Source organism: Paenibacillus sp. J22P165, from assembly GCF_059692015.1.
The window spans coordinates 350,250-372,172 of the sequence record NZ_JCAUAP010000003.1; the positions used below are offsets into that span (position 1 = coordinate 350,250).

Annotated in this window: 18 protein-coding genes and 1 riboswitch; of the genes, 12 read left to right on the plus strand and 6 right to left on the minus strand. The window is 45.2% G+C overall.

Features of this window, described 5'->3' with window-relative positions; genetic code table 11:
• Window position 1 precedes the first annotated feature (1 nt).
• Window positions 2–2,437 (plus strand): 3-keto-alpha-glucoside-1,2-lyase-like domain-containing protein, encoded by a 2,436-nt coding sequence (locus AC58QM_RS09290; RefSeq protein ID WP_497283270.1) that lies wholly within the window; start codon window positions 2–4, stop codon window positions 2,435–2,437.
• Between the two features lie 59 nt (window positions 2,438–2,496).
• Here AC58QM_RS09290 and AC58QM_RS09295 read toward each other — a convergent pair whose 3' ends face one another.
• Window positions 2,497–3,687: an oxalate decarboxylase family bicupin gene (locus AC58QM_RS09295; protein WP_497283271.1), complete on the minus strand. Its 1,191-nt coding sequence runs from the start codon at window positions 3,685–3,687 to the stop codon at window positions 2,497–2,499.
• 201 nt (window positions 3,688–3,888) lie between these two features.
• On the opposite strand from AC58QM_RS09295, the gene AC58QM_RS09300 reads away from it, so the two are divergent.
• Genes AC58QM_RS09300 through AC58QM_RS09315 form a run of 4 tightly spaced genes read left to right on the plus strand, consistent with a single transcriptional unit; the run spans window position 3,889 to window position 8,089 of the window.
• Complete coding sequence (locus AC58QM_RS09300; RefSeq protein WP_497283273.1) at window positions 3,889–5,454, plus strand: spore germination protein; 1,566 nt, start codon at window positions 3,889–3,891, stop codon at window positions 5,452–5,454.
• Window positions 5,455–5,484: 30 nt separating this feature from the next.
• Complete coding sequence (locus AC58QM_RS09305) at window positions 5,485–6,648, plus strand: Ger(x)C family spore germination protein (RefSeq protein WP_497283275.1); 1,164 nt, start codon at window positions 5,485–5,487, stop codon at window positions 6,646–6,648.
• 36 nt (window positions 6,649–6,684) lie between these two features.
• Window positions 6,685–6,930: a hypothetical protein gene (locus AC58QM_RS09310; protein ID WP_497283276.1), complete on the plus strand. Its 246-nt coding sequence runs from the start codon at window positions 6,685–6,687 to the stop codon at window positions 6,928–6,930.
• 40 nt (window positions 6,931–6,970) lie between these two features.
• The gene (locus tag AC58QM_RS09315; protein ID WP_497283278.1) at window positions 6,971–8,089 is read left to right on the plus strand and encodes a GerAB/ArcD/ProY family transporter; all 1,119 of its coding nucleotides are present in this window, start codon (window positions 6,971–6,973) and stop codon (window positions 8,087–8,089) included.
• Window positions 8,090–8,114: 25 nt separating this feature from the next.
• On the opposite strand, the gene AC58QM_RS09320 is transcribed toward AC58QM_RS09315, so the two are convergent.
• Window positions 8,115–10,367 (minus strand): FAD-dependent oxidoreductase, encoded by a 2,253-nt coding sequence (locus AC58QM_RS09320; protein ID WP_497283279.1) that lies wholly within the window; start codon window positions 10,365–10,367, stop codon window positions 8,115–8,117.
• Window positions 10,368–10,552: 185 nt separating this feature from the next.
• Here AC58QM_RS09320 and AC58QM_RS09325 point away from each other — a divergent pair, with 185 nt between their 5' ends.
• The 4 genes from AC58QM_RS09325 to AC58QM_RS09340 all read left to right on the plus strand — a co-directional run bounded on the left by AC58QM_RS09325 (window position 10,553) and on the right by AC58QM_RS09340 (window position 13,400).
• The gene (locus AC58QM_RS09325) at window positions 10,553–11,383 is read left to right on the plus strand and encodes a helix-turn-helix domain-containing protein (protein WP_497283281.1); all 831 of its coding nucleotides are present in this window, start codon (window positions 10,553–10,555) and stop codon (window positions 11,381–11,383) included.
• Between the two features lie 89 nt (window positions 11,384–11,472).
• Window positions 11,473–12,225: a hypothetical protein gene (locus AC58QM_RS09330; protein ID WP_497283283.1), complete on the plus strand. Its 753-nt coding sequence runs from the start codon at window positions 11,473–11,475 to the stop codon at window positions 12,223–12,225.
• A gap of 28 nt (window positions 12,226–12,253) precedes the next feature.
• On the plus strand, window positions 12,254–12,922 hold the full coding sequence (locus AC58QM_RS09335) for an NAD-dependent epimerase/dehydratase family protein (RefSeq protein WP_497283285.1): 669 nt from the start codon (window positions 12,254–12,256) through the stop codon (window positions 12,920–12,922).
• 4 nt (window positions 12,923–12,926) lie between these two features.
• Window positions 12,927–13,400, plus strand: a complete 474-nt coding sequence (locus AC58QM_RS09340; RefSeq protein WP_497283286.1) for a GNAT family N-acetyltransferase — start codon at window positions 12,927–12,929, stop codon at window positions 13,398–13,400.
• A 245-nt stretch (window positions 13,401–13,645) separates the two neighbouring features.
• On the opposite strand, the gene AC58QM_RS09345 is transcribed toward AC58QM_RS09340, so the two are convergent.
• From AC58QM_RS09345 to AC58QM_RS09355, 3 genes are read right to left on the minus strand one after another with little or no spacing between them, the layout of a single operon-like run.
• Window positions 13,646–15,709, minus strand: coding sequence for an amylo-alpha-1,6-glucosidase (locus AC58QM_RS09345; protein WP_497283288.1), 2,064 nt, complete (start codon window positions 15,707–15,709; stop codon window positions 13,646–13,648).
• Between the two features lie 17 nt (window positions 15,710–15,726).
• The gene (locus tag AC58QM_RS09350) at window positions 15,727–17,013 is read right to left on the minus strand and encodes an MFS transporter (RefSeq protein ID WP_497283289.1); all 1,287 of its coding nucleotides are present in this window, start codon (window positions 17,011–17,013) and stop codon (window positions 15,727–15,729) included.
• A gap of 31 nt (window positions 17,014–17,044) precedes the next feature.
• A complete protein-coding gene (locus tag AC58QM_RS09355; RefSeq protein ID WP_497283291.1) occupies window positions 17,045–17,800 on the minus strand; it encodes a PIG-L deacetylase family protein in 756 nt (251 codons plus the stop codon).
• Window positions 17,801–17,978: 178 nt separating this feature from the next.
• Here AC58QM_RS09355 and AC58QM_RS09360 point away from each other — a divergent pair, with 178 nt between their 5' ends.
• Entirely contained in the window at window positions 17,979–18,650 is a 672-nt protein-coding gene (locus AC58QM_RS09360) for a DUF559 domain-containing protein (RefSeq protein WP_497283293.1), read from the plus strand.
• 617 nt (window positions 18,651–19,267) lie between these two features.
• Window positions 19,268–21,148, plus strand: coding sequence for a molecular chaperone HtpG (gene htpG / locus AC58QM_RS09365; RefSeq protein ID WP_497283295.1), 1,881 nt, complete (start codon window positions 19,268–19,270; stop codon window positions 21,146–21,148).
• Window positions 21,149–21,196: 48 nt separating this feature from the next.
• Here the strand turns inward: htpG and AC58QM_RS09370 are convergent, their stop codons facing one another.
• On the minus strand, window positions 21,197–21,370 hold the full coding sequence (locus tag AC58QM_RS09370) for a hypothetical protein (protein WP_497283297.1): 174 nt from the start codon (window positions 21,368–21,370) through the stop codon (window positions 21,197–21,199).
• 85 nt (window positions 21,371–21,455) lie between these two features.
• Window positions 21,456–21,551: riboswitch (cyclic di-GMP riboswitch) on the plus strand.
• Between the two features lie 42 nt (window positions 21,552–21,593).
• Between AC58QM_RS09370 and AC58QM_RS09375 the strand changes: the two genes are divergently transcribed.
• Window positions 21,594–21,782 carry a hypothetical protein gene (locus AC58QM_RS09375; RefSeq protein ID WP_310500788.1) on the plus strand — a complete coding sequence of 63 codons (189 nt, stop codon included), beginning with the start codon at window positions 21,594–21,596 and terminating at the stop codon, window positions 21,780–21,782.
• Window positions 21,783–21,923 lie beyond the last annotated feature (141 nt).

Here is a 21,923-nt window from a genome sequence, read left to right on the forward strand (position 1 = left end):
CATGCTTTCCTTCAAAAAATGGTTCATGCTTCTCTTCACTGCTTTACTTGTTCTAGGCGCTCTCCCTGCAAAACGTGCGGAAGCGTCTAGTACAGCCGTTGTCCCTATTTCTTGGAGTACATTTACAGCAGGAAATCCGACAGACGTCAACTCGTTACGGGTATTGGACATTCTACTGAATACGAATAAATACGCCCTAACTACGTGGTGGACGAACAAAGGCTTTGCCGCACAAACGAGCAGCTATCTCACCTTCGGCGGTGTTGCCGAGCCGAACATCAGACCGCCAGCTAGTGAAGCGCTTGCGCTCGCAATCTCATTGAAAACTGGCGCCTACGATTCAGCAGCAACTGGCGTTACGCAGGCGAATGCGATGACCATCGCAACCAAACTTACCGCTTCGCTCGCCTATCAACACCGAATAAATACCACCTCAGGCTGGGGCAATGGCTGGCAGACGGCTTTCTGGGCTTACCTTGCTGGAACAGCTGGTTATCTACTCTGGGACGATCTCTCTGCGACCGATCGCGAGAATGTCCGTAAAATGGTCGAGTATGAAGCGAATCGTTTCAACAGCTACACGGTCCCTTATTATCGTAATGAAGCCGGCACGATCATCTCCGCTGGCGATACGAAAGCTGAAGAAAATGCCTGGAACTCCTCCTTGCTTCAGCTTGCAACCGCCATGATGCCCGATCACCCCAATTGGACCCTATGGATGAACAAAAACATCGAACTCATGATCTCCGCTTACTCTCGCCCATCTGATACGACAAGCACACGCGTCCTTCATGGCCAAACCGTAGCTGATTGGCTACATGGCTCCAATGCGAACGAAGACGGTACCGTTGTGAACCACAGTATCATTCATCCCGATTATATGAATTCCATCACTCAACTGCTGAATGCTCCGCTTTTATACACACTGGCAGGCAAAGCTACACCGGAAGCAGCGTTGTTTAATGCTGATATTGTGTATGACTCGCTGGTAGACCTTAATTTCTCCAATCCACCCTATGCAGCACCAGGTGGTACCATTTATATCGATGGCAGTGCGAATGCCTACTATCCACAGGGGAATGACTGGGGAACGAAGCGTCGCATGCATTTTGCTTATATGGACGCTGCGGCAGCTGCCTTCGGCTTCGATACGTTGGCCAGCCAGAAGGGTGACTACTGGGAGCCCTATCATGCCCAAATGGTGCTGGATATGCAGAATCGTACGGGTCATACGGATGGCCACACGTATGAAGCCACTTCGGAGGATACCTACGCAGGAAGAGAAGAATGGGTGGCACAGTTTGCTGGTCGCGATTATTTGACCAAATGGATCATCAAGCAAAATAAATACGTCCTAACTAATGAAACCTACTCCGCACCGCCTCCTGATCCTACTCCAGCCAATCCTTTCAGTTATACCTTTGAGGATGGCACATCAACGGGATGGTCGTCCGTCAATGGTACATGGGGTGCGGTCACAGATGGCAGCAGTCAAGTGTACAAACAAACTTCAACTTCGGGCGAAGCGCTCACCTTAGCTGGTGATACTTCGGCATGGAGCAATTATAGCTATGAAGCCACTGTCAAATTGTACGACGCGATCGCCAACAATGCCTCTGGTCTTGTCGGTCGTTACGTGGATAATAATACCTATTATCTGTTTAGGTTAACCACTTCCGGCAAAGCACAGCTGTACAAGAAATTAGGAGGAACCTTCACCCTTCTACAGGAAGTATCGATGACCGTGAGTACGAATACCGCCTATACGCTTAAGCTCGTCATGAACGGCACTGCAATATCTGGCTATGTGAACGGCGTCTTGAAAGTATCTGCAACCGACAGCTCGATCTCTGCAGGCAAAATCGGTTTCCGTACCTACAATCAAACAGCAAGTTTGGATACTGTATCGATCGTGCTGAGCTTGCCATATACCGATTTGTACGAAGATGGCGACGCCTATTCTTGGATACCTACGACGGGTGTCTGGAGCGTTGTGACCGATGGCAGCAAAGTCTTAAAGCAAAGCTCGACTTCCGGTGAAGCCGTCACTGTAACTGGCAACGCGAGCTGGAGCAATTATTCCCTTCAAGCGAAGGTCAAAATGTACGATGCCCTCTCCTTCAATGCCAGCGGCATCATTGGCCGTTATGTCGATGACAATAACTATTACTTGTTCCGATTGATTACAGCGGGATCTGCTCAGCTATACAAGAAAGCTGGAGGGAGCTTTACCCTACTCCAAGAGGTTCCGTTGACGGTTAACACCAACACAGCGTATACGTTGAAGCTAGTCATGAACGGTAATACACTAACTGGTTACGTCAATGGGACACAGCTCGTCTCCGTAACAGACAGTGCGTTTGCTAGTGGGAAGATTGGCTTCCGAACTTATAAGCAAACGGCAAGCTTGGATGAGGTTGAGGTTGTGGTGAACTAACCTTTTATGTAAAAAGGCTATCTCAAGTAGAAATTCTACTCGGATAGCCTTATTCTTTGTTATTTCGGATAGTAAGAAAATCCCGGATACTTGACCACTGCCCACTTTTCCTTGCGCAGCGCATTCAATACCTCTGGACCGACGTTCAAATTCGTACTAACCAGATCACGTGGAGTAAGCGCCATCCATTGATTTAACGACACATCTTCAAACCGATCACTCTTGAACATTTCCAAAAACCATAGGGATTGCGTACCGGTATTTTGTACATAATGGCCCAAAGCAAATGGTACATAACCAACATCACCAGCGCGATAATCGAACGTACGAGCATTACCATTCCCAGCAAAAACAGTCATACGCCCCTGACCAGTCAGGTAGTACTGCCATTCATCGTTATTCGGATGCCAATGCAGCTCTCTCATTCCACCAGGTTCAATCTCAACAAGCGCCGCTGCAATATTTTTGGATATCGGAAAATTCGTAGAATCTACGATTCTGACACTGCCGCCTGGCGTTTTAATCGGGGGTTGCGCGAGCAATTGATGTTTAAAACTTAGAGGAATAGTCCCATAAGGGGACTGAACCTTCTGACTTTCGATTGGACCAGGGACCTTGTCTTGATAGATATAGACTTGCTCTTTGGGGATGTTGTTAAACGCACTGATCGGAACGCCAAAATTGGCGGAAAGCACGTCTTTCGGTGTTCGTGAAAACCAATCAGAGATGGAAATTGTGTTCAAATCAGAAAAGTTACCATCATCGAAAACAAGTAAAAATTCGCAATGCTCTAACCCCTGTATGGAGTGCGGGAGTCCAGGCGGGAAGTACCATAGATCACCTGGACCCACATCGGCAATAAAATTCCGACCCTCTTGGTCAATCGATGTAATCCGAGCCGAACCTAATATCATGTAGGACCATTCTGCTTGTTGGTGCCAATGCATTTCGCGAACTCCACCCGGCGTCAAGCTCATATTAACACCAGCCAGTGTCGTCGCAATGGGTAGTTCACGAACAGTAACTTCTCGGGACCAGCCTCCATAATTCAATTTCATTGAAGTGTCTGAAAAAGAAAACTTCAAGTTCGGAAGTAAACCTGCATCTGTTATTGGTGGAACTAACATATCAGGGTTCTGAATATCCCGCATAACATTGCGTGGCCCTGAATCAATCCCGCCAGCGCCATCCGCTCGGATCGGCTGTGGCACATTACCATACACGCCTTGATTCCTATTCGGAGTATCCATGCGGTCGTCTCCTCTCCATAAGGTGTAACACGTTGTATCTCATCCTAATTGATATATGAGACAATTTCAGCGTTCATTACTTTAGAATCAACAAATCCCCTCATAAATGAATTCATTTATTCGGTAGGAAGATCACATATTTCCCCTGAAAATTGGAATAATAAACCTGCGCAACCAACAAATTATAGAAGGAAATTTGGTATGGATATACAAAAGTTGTTCAGGAAGAGTAGGAGATCAGTGCCTATTCCGGCGCCAACTACTTGCGTTCCTCCCTCTTCGGTGGAATCTCCCCTGTCCCTAACCTTAGAGGAAAATAGAAAATGGATAGAGCAACAACTCGCCAATTGTTCCGATATTTGCTATCTGCCTAGATTTTTTGGCGAAGGGTTGCAATACGGAGCACTTGTTGTTTATTGCGACTCACTTATAAACGATAAAGAATTGAATTTTCTAAAAGATGTGCTCCATGATCTTGTTTTTCAAGAAGCAGGCATGGAAGCAACGACCATTGATCTTAACAAATTAATCTCATTCGTTGAGCATCATGGTGTCTCTTCTCGGAATGTGACGATTATCGACCAATTGCCAATTGCAGAACACAATATCCTGCATGGTCAAGTTGTGATTTTTTTGGATCACTGGAACAAGGCACTGAGCTATAATGCGCTTACTTTAGAATCAAGACAAATTAGTGAACCGATGAATGAACCTGTCGTTAGAGGACCTCAAGAAGCTACTGTCGAGAGTCTGAGAATCAATTTGGGGTTGCTGCGGAACCGTATGAAAAGCGCTAACTTCAAGATTGAAAAGTTCATGGCAAGCGGAGAGACGCGGACCGAGATTGCCGTCGGTTATTTAGCCGGGGCCGTGAACCCACAAACATTAACCGAATTTAAAAAGCGCTTTGATAAAGCCATACAAGAAGAAATTTTGGAAGTCGCCTATATCGAAGAATTAATTGAGGATTCTACGTATTCCCCGTTTCCGCAATATCGGCATACCGAACGTACAGATACGGCTATTGCTGCACTTCTTGATGGGAAAATCATTGTTCTTACCTGTGGTTCTCCGTCCATTATGATCTGCCCCGGTCTCTTTATCGAGTTTTTTCAATCAAGTGAAGATTACTACATTCGATCCCTGTATTCCTCACTCATTCGATTGCTTCGACTATTTGCATTTATTATGGCTCTTACATTACCGAGTCTCTATATCGCTATCTCAACTTTTCACTCTGAGCTCATTCCCACTGTGTTGCTGTTAGCCATTCTGGATACGCGTGAAGGTATTCCCTTTCCTGCATTCATCGAAGCTTTGTTGATGGAATTTTTCTTTGAAATCATGCGGGAAGCCGGGATCCGACTCCCTAAACCCGTGGGTTCAGCCGTTAGTATCGTTGGAGCTCTTGTCATTGGGCAAGCTGCCATTGAAGCCAAAATCGCTTCCCCCATCATGGTCATCATCGTGGCACTGACAGGTATCGCTTCCTTTTCGTTACCCAATTACAATATGGCTATCTCGCTGCGTATCTTGCGCTTCCCTCTAATGATCCTTGCTGCAAGCTTAGGCGGATTCGGTTTCATGATTGGGTTTCTGTTTATTTTTCTACATTTAGTTAGCCTGCGATCTTTAGAACAGCCCTATCTAACGCCGTGGGCTCCTCTGAAAATGCATCAATTGAAGGATGGATTCATACGAGCTCCATTAAAAATCCTCCTCCGCTCACCGCGAAACCGACATCGGCCGAACAGTCACAAAAAGTAACGGCATGACAGAGAAAGAAGGAATTACACCATGAGATGGTTAATGGTGACGACATTATCTGGACTGTTATTATTTTCTTTAACAGGCTGTTGGAACAAAGCCGAACTGGTCGAATATGCTTTTGCACAAGCAGTTTCTGTGGATCTATCCGACAAAGGCAACATCAAATTAACCACACTTTTCTACAAGCCAAGTGGCAGCAGTGCACTGACAAAGGGAACGAGTACGAAATCCTCTTTCACGATTAAGACGGAAGGCGAAAATGTATTTGATGCTATTCGGGATGTCACCATACATTTAGGACGAAAAGCCAAATTGGATCACATGCGTGCCATTCTAGTTAGTGATGAGGTACTGAGGACGCATGATATCGGCGTTATTCTTGATTTTTTCAGACGAGATCACGAACCCAGGCCTACCAATTTACTCTTAGTTACGAAAGGGAATGCTGGTGAGTATTTAAGTTTAGAGCCGTTTATAGAATATACGTTGGGACAACAATTGCGTTCTATGGATGAAGGCTCCTCGCGATTTGCTTCTAAATCCATGCATCAGAATATCCTGCAAGTGATGATTCAAATCAAAAGTGAAACCGGCATTGCGGAGATTCCTTACTTATATTTGAATAAAAAACGTGGGAGTGTTCCCAATATTGCCGGAGTCGTTGTTATCAATAATCATAAAATGGTTGAGATCATTCCGCCAGATGAATTAAAGGCTTTCCTTTTGCTTAAGCATCAATTTAAAGGCGGTATTATCGTAACGCCTTGTGAGGGGCATGGGGGGGACAGCGACCATGCGCTGCAGGAAACATTCGAGATTTTCCATGGAGGTACGAAGGTCACCACCTCGCTTAAGAATGATGCAGTGACCGTGAATATCAAGGCAAAGTTGGTCGGTGCGGCTGGGGAGTTAAGTTGTTCAACGATAAACACAGCCGAAGAAGAGCTTGCTTACAAAACTCGTTTAAGTAATCAAATCAAGAATGAAATACTAACATTGATTCATCATCTGCAATCCAAAAAACTGGATGCCTTAGGCATTGGCAACATGATTTATGCCAAAAACCCTCGTCTATGGCTAGCCTGGAAAGAGAATTGGGGAGATCGATTTGCAGACGTTCAATTTAACATCCAAGTTGATGTAACAGTTGCTAACTCAGGAATGAGCGGCGGTAAGCCTCTAGCTAAATAAGTAACTGTGGTTGTCAACGAGAGGACTAGATTATCTATGATGCTAAAGTTAGTATTCCTATTTCTCACTTGTGTCCCTTTACTGCTATTCGATATGTTCCATTTAAAAAAAGAAAATCCACGTGCCAAACTTGTGTATGCCTTTTTCGTTTTGGTATCGATCTATCTTAGCAGTATTTTCATTTTTGAATTACGATGGCCCACCCTCTATGATGCGGCTGATTTCTTGCTTGGAGCAGCTGCCCGTCTGATCGTTGAGTTCTTACATGTCACCCCTCAATAACAATAGGATTAAGGAACTTAGGAAAGGAGGGGGCAATACCATGAGAAATGGAGTAGAAATTAGTCCAGGCCAAATGTCCGTCTTGTTTTTCATCTATTTAACAGGCTCTTCGATCATCAATATTCCTCAACCCTTAATTAGCTTTGCCAACAATGGAGCCTGGCTATCGCTTATCCTTTCCTACTTATTAAGCCTTAGTTTTCTTGGCAGTATCTTGTATATGCACGGAAAATATCCGGACTTGACCTTTATCGAATATAGTAAGAAAACAGTTGGTACATGGATAACAGGTCTTCTCGCGATCCCCTTCATTTCCTTTCAGTTCCACATGGCAACGGGCATTGTTATTGATATTGGCTTATTCATGACCACATCTTTAATGCGAGAGACACCTATATATGTGTTTAACTCTCTTATATTTATACTGATTTATGTGACTGTAAGAATGGGAATTGACGTCATGGCGCGCATGTTTGTTCTACTTACAGCTATGGTCATGGTTTATGTCATTCTCATATTAGCCTTGGCTAGCTTCAATTATCATCCATCTTATTTGTTACCTGTCATGCCTTTTGGCTTTAAGCCTATCTTGTTCGGAGGTTATTTTTCCTATGGATTTCCGTATGTTGAAATCTTTCTTTTCAGCATGATCCTTCCCTTTGTCTCCACAAACCAAAATAAACCACTGAAACGCGGTTTATTTCTGGCTCTTTCCATCAACGCTTTAAGCTTGATTACAGTCACACTTTGCACAATTATGACATACGGACCTATCGCAGGTGAACGTAAGTATTCGATGTTTCAGTTAGCCCGCACCATTGAATTTTATGAATTATTTCAGCGTATTGAATCGCTCATCGGTATTTCATTAATTGTGGCTTCCTATATGAAAGCCACAATCGTGATTTTCGCCTTAAATTTGACCTTTACCCACTTGTTTAATTTGCAAAACAGTCGCTTACTCATTTTACCTTTAACCATGGTTTGCTGTTTGCTATCTTTTATTACCCATGTGAAAGGTGAAGCATTCTGGGGCAACTTAGTATCCTATATACATCCCTTGTGGGGAACCATCGGGTATCTACTTCCTATGACTATTGTGATTCTTATGCATCTTGTGAAGCGCAAGAGCAAATCTGCGCTAACTTCTAATGACTAATGACACTCCTCTTCCAAATGCTTCCCTACCCATATACCCGTACTTCAACCACTTCAGCACACGGGCAGCCATTTGTCGCCTCTACGACAAGCCGCAACCGATCTGTCGTAATGGCTGCCTCCAACTGCAATCTCCTTGTACGTTTGCGGTTGTTCGTTACACGCTGCAGTACCTCCCAATCGCCATCGACCCAAGCCTCCAAGCGGTAGTCCTTCACCAACTCAGGTCTGACTTCCTCACTCGTCCTGAATGCGTGAAGATTAATTAAATCCTCATGCACGTTATCATTAAAAGTTACTTGTAGATACCTCAGAATTTGGGTTTCGTCCCAGCTAAGTTCCAGCCACTCCTCTTTCGCTGGCGTCATCGGCTCTGACATCCATTGATGTGGAGCACCGTATGGACGCAAATAACCATTCGTCACCTTTTCCGCTGAGAATGCACTCGTTTCGGAAGTGAGACGGAAGCAGATTGGCTTACGATCCACGCCATTCTTCATGCTCCACTGAACGACAGGCTGATCAGGTTGATGATTCTCTAACTTCGGATCAACAATCGGTTTCGTGCCGCGTACAAAAGCAATTGCTCCTGTGTGCTGTTGATCGGAATGGTACACCACGACATGTTCATTCGCCTTCACGATGACGAAAGCATTCTGGGGCTTCTCAGGCTGCCAACTCAGAGGGAAGCTGATCCACTGCTGTTCCCCAGCTTGTACGGCAGTCTCTGTCTGCACGATCATCCGCTTCGGCACATAGTTCTCCGCTCTGCCTGTGTCCCACAGCTCCACTTGAATGGTCGTTGCTTCGCTCACATCTACAAGCAGCTCAAAGCCATTCAGCTGCGGTTCTACGGGGAATAAAACTGCCACATCGTCGACCATTCGTCGAGGCTCTACAGCACGAGATACACTTAACTGCGTTCGTGTAGTCGACGCCTCGACGTGAGCAAGCCGTGCGAGATCCTGCTCATCCTCATTGCGTATCCCAATCAGGGAAGCATCCTGCCTGAGCAGCACCTGCTGCAGCTCCTTCCCATGCTTTTGAACCAACTCACGCGGGGTTACTTGCTTCTGGACGCACAGTGCCGCACCAGTTCCAGCTGCCTCCCCAATTACAGCGCAGGTCGCCATTACGCGTGTCGTACCGAAGGCCACATGAGATGCGCTTATATTTCGCCCAGCCATCATCATGTTGGACACGTTCACGGAGTACAAGCTGCGAAACGGAATATGATAGATGCCGTCCGCATGCAAATGCTTGGAACCACTCTCGGTCGAATACATCCCCTGCGGCGGGTGCAAATCAATCGACCATCCTCCGAAAGCAATGGTGTCCTCAAACTTCGTCTGAGCTAGAATATCATTCTGATTCAACATATAGTCACCAATGAACCGGCGGTATTCTCTTTTGCCAGGTAAAGCCCCCACCCACTCCAGTGTCATATTCGCCGAGTCAAATTGACCTGAATTTTTGATATAATCCCAAATCCCATAAATAACTGACCACAATTCATCCCGAATTCGCTCGTTCTCATGTACCGTATCCAGCTCGCCGCCCCACTCAATCCACCAATAATGACAGCCTGAATCACCGCTTCGAATTACACGCTTGATCGGAATCGAGGTCGTTGTGATGTCCTTGGCGAAGCTCGGCGGATGGTATTTAACAGGATGACCTACATCCTTGGTATAAAATAAAATCGTACTCCCGAGTGTAATGTCATCTGCAATCTCAGGTGCCCACGCCTCCTGAAACTCTTCGCGTGCTTCCCGCCCAATACGAAATTTCGCCCCAGCCAGGAATCCGATAAGGCCATCCCCCGTGCAATCTAGAAAGACTTCACTCTCAAAACAAATGCGCCGCTCCGAGCCCATCATCCAGCCCGTAACTGAACGAATGATTCGGTTGCTCTCATCCCCATCTGCTTCTACCTCATGCACATCTGTATTTAGAAAAAGCTGTATGTTCGCCTCCGCACGCACGGCTTCTAGCACAATTAGATCCCAGAGATAGGGATTCCCATCTGGATTCTGATACTGATTCTCAACAAACAATTCACCCATAATGCCCGTTTCTCGTGCATAACGATTGATGCCATGCGCGGTTGCTCCGCAAACCCATACACGCACCTCACTAGACGAATTCCCCCCGAGCACAGGCCGATTTTGAATCAGTGCCACGGTCTGACCCAATCTCGCAGCAGCTATTGCTGCACACACCCCTGATAGTCCGCCGCCGATGACGGTAATATCTCTTTTTACCTTTTCTTCTCTCATTGGATAACCTCCAAGTCATCTGTGATTACCCCTATTTTAAAGGATTGATAACGCTTTAAACCATGCACGCTATTATCATCAACTTATACAAAATTTCAACTCAGTACTTCCTTCAGAAAAACAAATCCACTATGATAAAAGGAGCAATCTCAATGTCATTTGTATACGAGAGGATGGACAGGGCGATGCAACCACAAGAGGCAGCACGAATACAACCGAGACTTCTCAGTCACATGTACTGGAGGGAGAAATTGACCTTTCAGCTTCACGAGGATTCTAATGAATTTTGGGTACTCTTTGCGGTTGAAACGGGCAGCTTCACTTACCAGATCCAAGAACACGCAGGAACAGCTAGTTTCGGGGATCTTGTTTTGTGCCCACCAGGGGTTATTTTTCGCAGAAAGGTCGTTCAGCCCTTATCGTTTCACGTTATGCTGCTGCAATGGGTAGATGATGCAGGATGTCCGCTGTCCACCGAGGATACAGTCCCATCTGGGAAAATCTCGATTCATGACCTTCATCGACTCTCATCCAACTATGCCTACTTAAAAAAATGGTTCCAACATGAAGGCACGATTGCCTCTTCACTGCGTCAACATATCCTCACCGACCTCTGGATGCAGGTTGTGGAGGAAGACTATTCAGCAAGTCCCGAAGCTGCATCACCTTGGACTTCTGCAAGCGCGAACAGCAAAGATGAGCTTATTCAAGCCGCTGCTCAACGCCTGCACGAACAAGCAACATCCACCTGTATCATGAAGGATATTGCGAATGAACTCGGATTAACACAGGTGCAATTTACCCGTAGATTCAAAAAATCAACCGGCATGCTACCAATCGATTATTTAACTTCTATTCGTATTCAACTTGTCCAAAATTTGTTGCTGGACGGCGATATGACTCTAGCGCAAATCGCTGGCCAATGCGGCTTCGAGAACGAATTTTATTTAAGCCGCGTATTCAAGAAGCGTATGCATGTAACACCGTCAACCTATCGTAAGCTACACCGTCTATGACGAGCGCCTTTAATGAAATAGAGCCTATACGAAGCGCCTTAAAATTAGTATGATACTAGCATCATACCAAGGAAAAATGAGGAATTCATATGACTGAAAAGCTTCTAAAGATACCACAATGGATCGGATTTCTCCTCATTCTGGCGATAATCTCCCTAGGTACCACGCTAACCGCTTTTTCACCGCTCATTGCAAACGGCATCATCAATGTGATCATCCCCATTGGTATCTTGATTTTCTTGCGGGCTGAGTTTTTCGAGAAATTGAAGCTCGCAACACTTCTTATCGGAAGAATCCTTGTCCTACTAACGTTTCTAGGCTATTTCCCTAGCGATTGGCTTGTTCCCCTAATTGTTTGGCTATTGCGCATTAACATCCTTGAAGCCACACTTACCGATTTCAAAAGCAAGAGCTACTATAACGTTATTTCTGGCCTTATTTTAATCGCTACGTCCTTCGTGATCACGGGTTCATGGCTTGGCAGCTACTATATCACGATTAATGATGCCATCATTTTCTGGGCCATCGCTTATACGTTTTGGAACTGGAATTTCGTAATTTACACCTTTAAACAGGCAATTGGATTCTATCATATCGCTGTGCTAGCAACTCCTCTGCTACTTGTCTGCCTTACCATGAACCCAGGGCTCTGGCTCATCATGCGGGCGAATTCATTGACGTTTGCGGGTATTTTCCAAATATCTGGTAAAGCTTATATCGAGTCCTACCTTGCAAGTCCTGCCCTACATAACTTCATCGTTTCAGTCAAAAAGCCGCCTATACAACTTGGTCTGATGGTGATTAACGCTGTTCTATGCGTCTTAGCTGTTCTGCTCACATAATCCATGTGCGAAAGGTGGTACCCTATCCATGAATGTACTTATTTTTGGAGCTACTGGGATGGTGGGACAAAGCGTCCTACGGGAATGCCTGCTGGATCCTCAGGTTAACCATGTATTATCAATCGGCCGAAGCTCTACGGGCCAGTCTCAACCCAAATTCCGTGAACATGTTCTGAAAGATATCACCGAATTAACCCCTTTGACCGATGAGCTGTCTAGTATCGATGCTTGCTTCTTCTGTCTCGGCGTCTCTTCTGTAGGCATGAGCGAGGAGAAATACCATGCGATCACGTATGAGTTAACCATGAACATTGCCAATACGCTAGCTAAAATCCAGCCCAAGATGACTTTTGTCTACGTCACAGGTGCCAGTACCGACAGTACCGAGCAAGGCAGCAGCATGTGGGCACGTGTAAAAGGAAAAACAGAAAATGCGCTCCTTAAGCTGCCTTTCAAGTCAGCCTTTATGTTCCGACCTGGTGCTATTCTGCCGAAGAATGGTGTCAAATCCAAAACCAAGCTCTATCAAACTTTTATTGTCATCTTGAGCCCGATATTCCCTCTTCTGCAGAAATGGTTCCCGAATACAGTCATAGACTCCGAGCAGATTGGACGAGCCATGATCTCTGTCGCGAGAAACGGATACCCGAAATCGATTATGGAAATTACGGATATTCGCAATGCGTCTGGGAGATGAAGCGTTGGATATTTCGATCGTAGTGCTGAAGGAATTTGATGAAGGAATACTTTACTTAGAAGAAAAGAGCGCCGCAGAAGGACATCGCCATATCCAAAAGCTTGTAAGCGAATATCAATCTGGTCAAAATCAATTTCGCTCATCAGGTGAAATCCTTTTATCCGCTATGGTTGATGGGAAGATGGTAGGTGTGTGCGGCCTCAATAGGATGAAACTTGAAAATGGTGAGGAGATCGGGCGCGTTCGGAGACTCTATGTCTTGGAGCCTTACCGTAGATATCGCGTAGGAAAAACTTTGATGACCGCTATTATTCAAGAGGCTCAGCGACATTATCGTGCATTAGTGTTATATACAGATAACCCTGTTGCCGATGCGTTTTATCGAAATCTTGGCTTCAGTATCTGCACTACTGTGGGGAAGTCCTCGCATTGGTTGGATTTACGGAATTTTAAAAAAGCAGTGACACACATTGTGTGATCACTGCTTTTTTCTTATCGTCTTGCTAACGATTCATTTGGCACTCAGCTGGCCCCGTTTGGCGAATAGCTGGATTATGTACAGCTAATTTCGATGGATTTGATTACTTTCGATCAATAGCTGGATTTCCTACAGTTAATTCCAAAGCGACTCTTCGCGCACCGCTTCAAAACTACTTCGAAACTCCTACATCACCCATCAAATTACCACGACATCCACCATCCATTAGTCTCCCGTACTGTCGCTTACCCCACCACAAACGGATGAGCACTCGCCCCATCCAACGAGGTAATCGACCATTCCCCGTCCACGTAGCTAATCGTGTACACACTTCCACGGAAGTGGATATGCTTCATCGTGAAGTTCCCCCAAGGTGGAACCTTCAGATGTACCTTCTCTTCGTCCAGGCTAGGAAGCAGTCCGACGCCGCCCATGAGCATTGCCGCGGCAGACATAGAGCTCCAGCTTTGCAGATTGGAGCCTTTGCCATAGGTAGGTCCATAATATTCTACCGGTGTCAGCCAACCATTATCCATGGAAACCTGGAACCAGTGCGTTAATGGATAGCGCCACTCCGCATCCCCGCTCATCAGCTTAGCTAATGCGTAAACGCCATCCCAATACGGCCAATCACCACCATTGTGATAGCGATATGGTGCCATACTTTTCTCCACTTGATGATGCACCTGTCGATAGAATGGGAACACGGTCATGATTCCCCAGTCACCATACTGTTGCTCACTGTTATTTCGAGTTTCTAGCTGAGCCGACATCTGTTCGAGCAGTTCAGCTTTCTCCGCCGGCGCTAATAAATCGAAGACGATCAATAAGCTCAGCTCGACGGATATATTCGGTTCAACGAAGCCGTTACTATTTTTATAATTGAAATAGCCATGTTCACGGATCAGCTTTTGCATACTCACTTTGGCTGTAAGATACAAATTGCCATATTGCTCAGCTTTATCCGCGTCGCCGGTAACCCGATGTATCTTCTCCGCCGCAAACAAGGCACGGCAATACAAGGCCAAATCATACAGCACTTCGCCTTCGCGATAGACGTTGTCCACCCAGTCTCGGCGATTATCCGGCTTCTTCGACAGCGACGTGCCTGCATGTTCATCAATATGTCGCAGCAAGTAACCGATGCTATTTGCCATATGCGATTTAATAGTTCGGCCATTCACATGTTCATCCAATAACGCGAAGTCGTGCGTCCAAGCCAAATAATCATGAATCATCAGGACGAAAAAGGAAGGTGAATCAAAATGGTCCGGCCAAAACGGCTCATACTTCCCACTTTCCTGATGATAGATTACTGCGCTCGGACATTCACCGTCTGCTCCAATTCCATGTGCCAAGGTCAGAATCTGCCCCCGCACTCGTTCTGGATGATAGGGCAGGCTAGGGGTCAGTGTCCAATAACCGTCTCTGAAATAGGTCCGAGGCGGACTTTGATAATCGATTCCAGCAAAATAGCCCTTAAATCCTTCACCTAAATCCTTATAAGAGGAAATGGATGCGTTCAAACTATAGCTATATAAGGCATTCAATTCCTCATCTGCTGAGTGAAAGGTTTCCTTCAACCAAGTAGTAGCATCGTCGATTTCCGCATCATGCGCTTGCCAACTTGCTAAATCATGTTCAGCCTTTGCCTGATTATACCCATGGTTTGCTGCGCTTAGCAGCCAGACAATTTGCTGTGTCTCGCCTGGTTGAATCGTGATTTCATGATGTAAATTCAAGCGATTCTCCTCGCTCAGCACGAACGAAGTCTCTACGTTACTTGCCGCATGGACAATGAAATCCTCCGCCAATTGGAACTCAAAATACCGCTGGTCCACGGTGTGAAACGAAGCCACTGCTCGTCTAGTCTCGCCGTGCTGTCTAAGCTTCTCCATATGATAAGAGACCATATCGACTTCAAAACCCACATGCAAGTCCAACTTGGCTGGGTCAGCCCCTTCATTTTGAACGTCATATACGACAAAAAGAACATTCTCATTCGGATGACTAAACAAAGCCACACGCATACGTGTGTCCGCAAAAGCTTCATACGTGATTTGCTGCTTTTTGCCCATACAAATGACTTGCTTCGTTAAAGTAAGCGGCAGCGGCTGACCATTCAGGGTCCAACCCGCGTACCAGGAACCTTCCTTCACGATTTTCCACTTGCCTGCTACAGAATATTTACTTATACCGCCAACACCATCAAATTGCCCCATCAATTGATCGTTCGCAATATCATAAGGCACAGGCAGACTGCTGTCCCCTATGGAGCTGGAGCCTCCCCAAATCGGTACATGTTTCATAACTTTCTGGGTCCCTCCTAACTGTTCGCGCCTCTAAGCTTCTTCTCGGAGGATTGGTATTTTTTCAGACAAATGTATGCGATGAGCAAAATCAAAATCGGTAAGCCTCCGATAAGGAAGCGGAATCCATAAATGGCGCTAGTAACCTGGACTTCTTTATCCGCATCATACCCGCTTGTCGCGAAGAAAATACCCATAATCCCATATTGAATAGACATCCCGATACGAATAATAAAGCCATTCACGCCATAATACATCCCCTCACGACGACGACCCGTTTGCTGAGCATCGAAGTCAACAACATCGGAAAGGAGTACATGCAAGGACAACATGAAGCCAGAAACCGGAATACCTAGTAAAGCTCCTATGATAATAACCATGACAGATGAATCGGCAAAAAGGAAACCTAGTGAGATGATCGCGTACAACACCGACGAGATCATCGCAACACGCACCGTCGATAAGCGCACACCGCTTTTCGCCCAAATGAACGACATCGGAATCGCCACGATAAACACGGCACCAAGGAATAAGGAGTTTTGCGTTCCATTTAATACCACGACATATTTCGTGTAAAAAGCCGTTAACGAAACGAACATCGTTGTCGTCAATTGAATCAATAAATTCGCTACGACGTAGGAATTGAACAGCTTATTTTTGAACGTCTGAACGGTTGCTTCTTTGAAATGAAGGGGTTCTGACTTACTCGCAGCTGGATTCTCGAACGAACCATACAGGGACACATACAAGGAAATGACCGCGATAATTGAAAAAATCCCCGCCATCAGACCCCAGCCTAAAGAGAGCCCTAACGATTTCGCAAGCGCGATACCGATAATCATACCGATGATGCTGAACATTTGTTGGAAAGCCGACACTTGATAGCGATCCTTCTTCGTCTGATACATTTCCGGAAATAAGGCACCGGTATTAAGCCCAATGAATGAATAAATCAAATCAAAGAAGAACGTTAGTGTGAAAAAGTAAACCAACAGCATCGTCGTGCTGCCTGCAGGTGGATTGAAAAGAAAGAAGAAAAGCACACCAAACGGCAAACTTCCGAACAGAATGTACGGAATACGCCTGCCGAAGCGCGTTTTGGTCCGGTCGCTCACATATCCCGCAACCAAATTAAACAGGGCATTCAGGAAACCATAGATGATCATCCCGATCGAAATCGATGTACCCGAAACGTTCAACACTGTAACATAATAGAAAACAGCAATGGCGCTGAACGCTTGCCACAAGACGCTAAGTCCAATTTGATTCGAGCTGTAAGCGAGTTTTTTAGATAGGGATACCATTGGGCTTGCCTCCTTCATAATTTGAACCTGCTTAACTATATAGTGCCGATGGGAAGAAATGCAGCTGGTGCGACGTCAGTACTTTAAATGCTTCTGCATAACCCTTCGCTTCTGGGTTCTGTTTCAACTTACCAAACAGTTGTAGTCCTTGATAGTCAAAATATCCCTTAACCAAGGGCCAATTAAAGTTGTCAAATTGACTCTTATGGGCCAAAATTGAAGTGATCTTCGTTTCCCAATGTGCCGTAACGTCAATAAACGTATTTGGATGCGAAGTCGCATAGAATGCGATTTGCGGCACGTCATACGGCTTAGAACCTGGGAATAGAATCTCATTTGACGAAAAGAGCATCGCTGATGCGACCGCTTTACCAGTTTTGATATGGTCCGGATGTGCTTCATAGGGCATCCATGGATCTACCGTCATCAATAAGTCCGGCTTCTCTTCGCGGATAATTGGAATGAGCTTTGCAAGCAATTCCTCTTCGGTGTAGTTCCCCATGTCCGGTAAATCAAGGGCAATTTGCTTGGACACGCCTAAAATATCACCGGCAGCCAACCGCTCTGCACGTCGAACCGCTGCAATCGCTTCAGGCTCCACTTCGCCAGTTGAACCGCTGCCTCTACCATCGGTTACCGTAATGTAAACGATTTCACAACCACGCTGTGCAAGTTCGTATATCGTACCTGCTGCCCCAACTTCGTTATCATCAGGGTGAGGTTGAACGCATACGACTTTTTTAACATCCAATACATCAGGAAGACCTAATATTCGTCTAATATCCATGTGAAATCCCTCCAATATGTCACATTCTATCATAAAAGGAAGAGAAATGTCGAAAATGTTCCCTCGTGAAATTAGGGAAATTCCTTTATACTTATTGGTAAGAGACGAAGAACGTCCCTGTCCATTTTTCATAATGGCACAGGGGCGTTTTTTCATTGTAATGGAGGGAACTTAACCTATGAGTTTCGAGCATGCGCATGCATTATGGATTGAAAGCCATCTGGAACAGAGAACCGGAGAACGCAGGGGTCGCTTGGATCGCGGACATCAGGAGGCGGAAAGACGATTCTGTCAGGCGGTCTGGTGGGAGCTCCTAGGCAATTTCGATGAGCTGCATCCCGAATTCGAAGTGTTGGATTGGCGGGGACGCTCGTATTTTTGCGATTTCGCCTGGCTGACGAAATTTGTGAAATTGATCATCGAGATCAAGGGATACGGCCCTCATGTGCGAGATATGGACAGACAGAAATATTGCAATGAGCTGAACCGGGAAACCTTTCTAGCAGCGATGGGATATCAAGTGATTTCATTTTCATATGATGATGTTGTCTCACGTCCCGAGCTATGTATCACACTGCTTCGCATGTTCATTAGCCGATTTCAGGTAATCAGCTCGCCTGTCAGTCTGGACTCTGTGATGGAGAGGGAAATTGTGAGGCTTGCCTATACGCTTGCGCAGCCACTCAGACCAATTGATGTTAGAACACATCTGGGGATCAACTATCGTTCATCTGTTCGAGTCCTCCAATCACTCAGCGACAAAGGATGGTTTATCCCGCACAAAGGAGCCGAAGGCAAACATGTTCTTCGTTATGAGTTAATAAAAAGGGAGTATATTCGTATGATCTGATGCGTTGGTGAGATTGTTTGGATAGATGGGGATGATGGGCAGGTAATGTGTGGGGGCGTGATGAGTGGCATCTGGTGTTCAGTAGCTGATCAGTAACATGTGGCGTGTTAGGTAGCTAGTCAGTGGCTTGGCGGCTCCTCTCCCAAAAATGCAATTAGGCAACCTTTTCTCCTCATTTAGGCCCGAATTTAGTAAATGCGTGCAAATAGGCAACCTTTTTATCGAATTTCAAGAATATCACCTTAAATAACTACAAATTGATGCCTATTTGCATCAATTTCCATTAAATGAAGCAAATCCTGTTTCAAAAGTGCTCTTTTGCATTTTTGGCAGAGCTAGATGACTTGAGTACTTAGAACTCGAGGACTTGTGTGTCCACTCTAGTTCAGCTACTTTGCTACATCGGGCACAAGTATGTTGCCTCCACTTCCACTCACACCCGCACACCCCCACCAATATTTACCGTCTCACACGATAACTCCCCGTAACTTCACATAATTTCTCTCCAATCCAATTGACATTAAATTTCAGGGATGTTATAAAGTTAGTGTATAGCACTCACAGCGTGCGAGTGCTAATTATATAACCCCTGCTACATATCGAAAGGAGATCTATCCGTGGAAAAGAAACAGTTTCAAGCCGAATCCAAGCGTCTATTGGAAATGATGATCAATTCGATTTACACACAACGTGAAATCTTTCTAAGAGAGCTTATCTCCAACTCCAGCGATGCGATTGACAAAATTTACTACAAAGCACTTACAGACGACTCGCTCGTTTTTGACAAAGATAGTTACTTCATCAAAATTACGGCCGACAAAGACAATCGCATCTTAACGATTCGCGATACGGGGATCGGGATGACGAAAGAAGATCTTGAGAACAACTTGGGGATTATCGCGAAAAGCGGATCTCTTGCTTTCAAGAAAGAGAATGAAGCCAAAGATGGCCACAACATCATCGGTCAATTCGGGGTGGGCTTCTACTCCGCATTCATGGTTGCTGATCACATCGCGGTAACAAGTAAAGCCCTTGGCAGCGACACAGCTTACAAATGGGAATCCGATGGCGCAGACGGATACACGATTGCTCCAGCAGAGAAGGATTCGGTTGGTACGGAGATTGTCCTTTCGATCAAAGCAAATACCGAAGATGACAACTACGACGAATACTTGGACGAATATCGCCTGAAAGCGATTATCAAGAAGTACTCCGATTTCATCCGTTACCCGATTAAAATGGACATCACAAGCAAGCGTCTCAAAGAAGGCAGCGAGAGCGAATTTGAGGACTATCAAGAAGAGCAGCATGTAAACAGCATGGTGCCGATCTGGAGAAAGAACAAAAGCGAGCTTACTCCTGAGGACTACGAGAAGTTCTATCACGAGAAACACTACGGCTTCGACAAACCGCTGAAGCATATTCATGTGAGTGCAGATGGCGCGGTAGTGTATCAAGCGATTCTTTTCATCCCTGAAAACATGCCTTATGACTACTATTCCAAAGAATATGAGAAAGGCTTGGAGCTTTACGCGAACGGCGTTCTCATTATGAATAAATGTGCGGATCTGCTTCCTGACTATTTCTCCTTCGTCAAAGGTATGGTGGATTCCGAGAGCTTATCCCTCAACATCTCCCGCGAGATGTTGCAGCACGATCGTCAGCTCAAATTAATTGCGAAGAATATCTCTAGCAAAATTAAAGGGCAGCTGCAAAGCCTTCTGAAGGACGAGAGAGAGAAATACGAGCAATTCTACAAATCCTTCGGCAGACAGCTTAAATTCGGTGTTTACAGCGACTACGGCACGCATAAAGAGCTTCTGCAGGATCTATTGATGTTCTCCTCTTCCAAGGAGAAACAGCTTGTCACATTGGACGAGTATGTATCCAGAATGCCAGAAGACCAAAAGTACATTTACTATGCTTCGGGTGAGTCGATGGAAAGAATTGATAAGCTTCCGCAAACGGAGCTTGTAACTGATAAAGGTTACGAGATTCTATACTTCACTGATGATATTGATGAGTTTGCAATCAAAATGATCATGACTTACAAAGAGAAGGAATTCAGATCGGTTTCAAGCGGGGACCTTGGTATTGATGTAGAGGATAACCAGAACGATTCGGAATCTGACAAAAAGGAAAATCAAGATCTATTCGATTATATGAATGGCTTATTAGCTGGCAAAGTGACAAGCGTTAAAGCTTCTAAGCGCTTGAGAAAGCATCCTGTATGCTTATCCACAGACGGCGATGTCACCATCGAAATGGAAAAAATCTTGAACGCAATGCCGAACAACCCAAATGTTAAGGCAGAGAAAGTCTTAGAAATCAACGTCAACCATGACGTGTTCGCTTCCTTGAAGGATGCTTTTGAGAAAGATAAAGAGAAACTAAACCTTTACACGGCGCTCTTGTATAATCAAGCCCTTCTTATTGAAGGTTTGCCTTTGCAAGATCCAGTTGAATTTACGAACGATATTTGCAAAATCATGGTGTAAGCATTCATCCAAGCACTGCAACTCTTTTGTTGCGGTGCTTTTTTTTAGCTAAGATGGTTCCGAAGAAGAAACTGGCACTACATGGATATGAGCATGAATAGCTTCTTGTCGATTATAAACATAAGCAAGTAAACGAGCTTGATCAATGCCTAACGCCTTTGCTACCTCAACAATATCTAATTCTTGAATTTTTTTGCTGGATTTTGGGCTATTGACGGACATATGCTTCAACCATCCTTCGAATTAATGTAATTAATAGCACGATAATCCTAACCTGTGATATAGTTTTGATATAAAGACGTTATCGGTATGATAAAGGCAAAACCACTGAAAAGTGGTGACGCAAAGCTAGAGGGACTAAATTGGCAATTCTGATTGTCCAAAATGTCAGCCAGCTACCGCCTCCATCCGATGATGACAGTACGACAAAGGAGGAATCTGTTTCATGAATAAAACGGTGATTGACGGTAATATGAGTCTAGACGTCATGCAATTGATTGACAGCTTGCATCTTCCTGATCATGATATTTTGGACATGTTCTCATTCTCGTTTGGCAGCAATTTATTAACGTCGGATGAAGCCATTCGGTTCATTCACTTTCTTCGAAGTGAACTGGACAAACGCATTCAATAACCGAATTATGCCTTATCGCTAACAAAAATACAGTCGGTTGATGTCAATAGAATTTTTTTTTTTCAAAAGCTCATGAGGGCGCGTCGTTATTGACTTTCCCCCTATGAAGCAGCCAAAGACAGCGCACCATGCGCTGTCTTT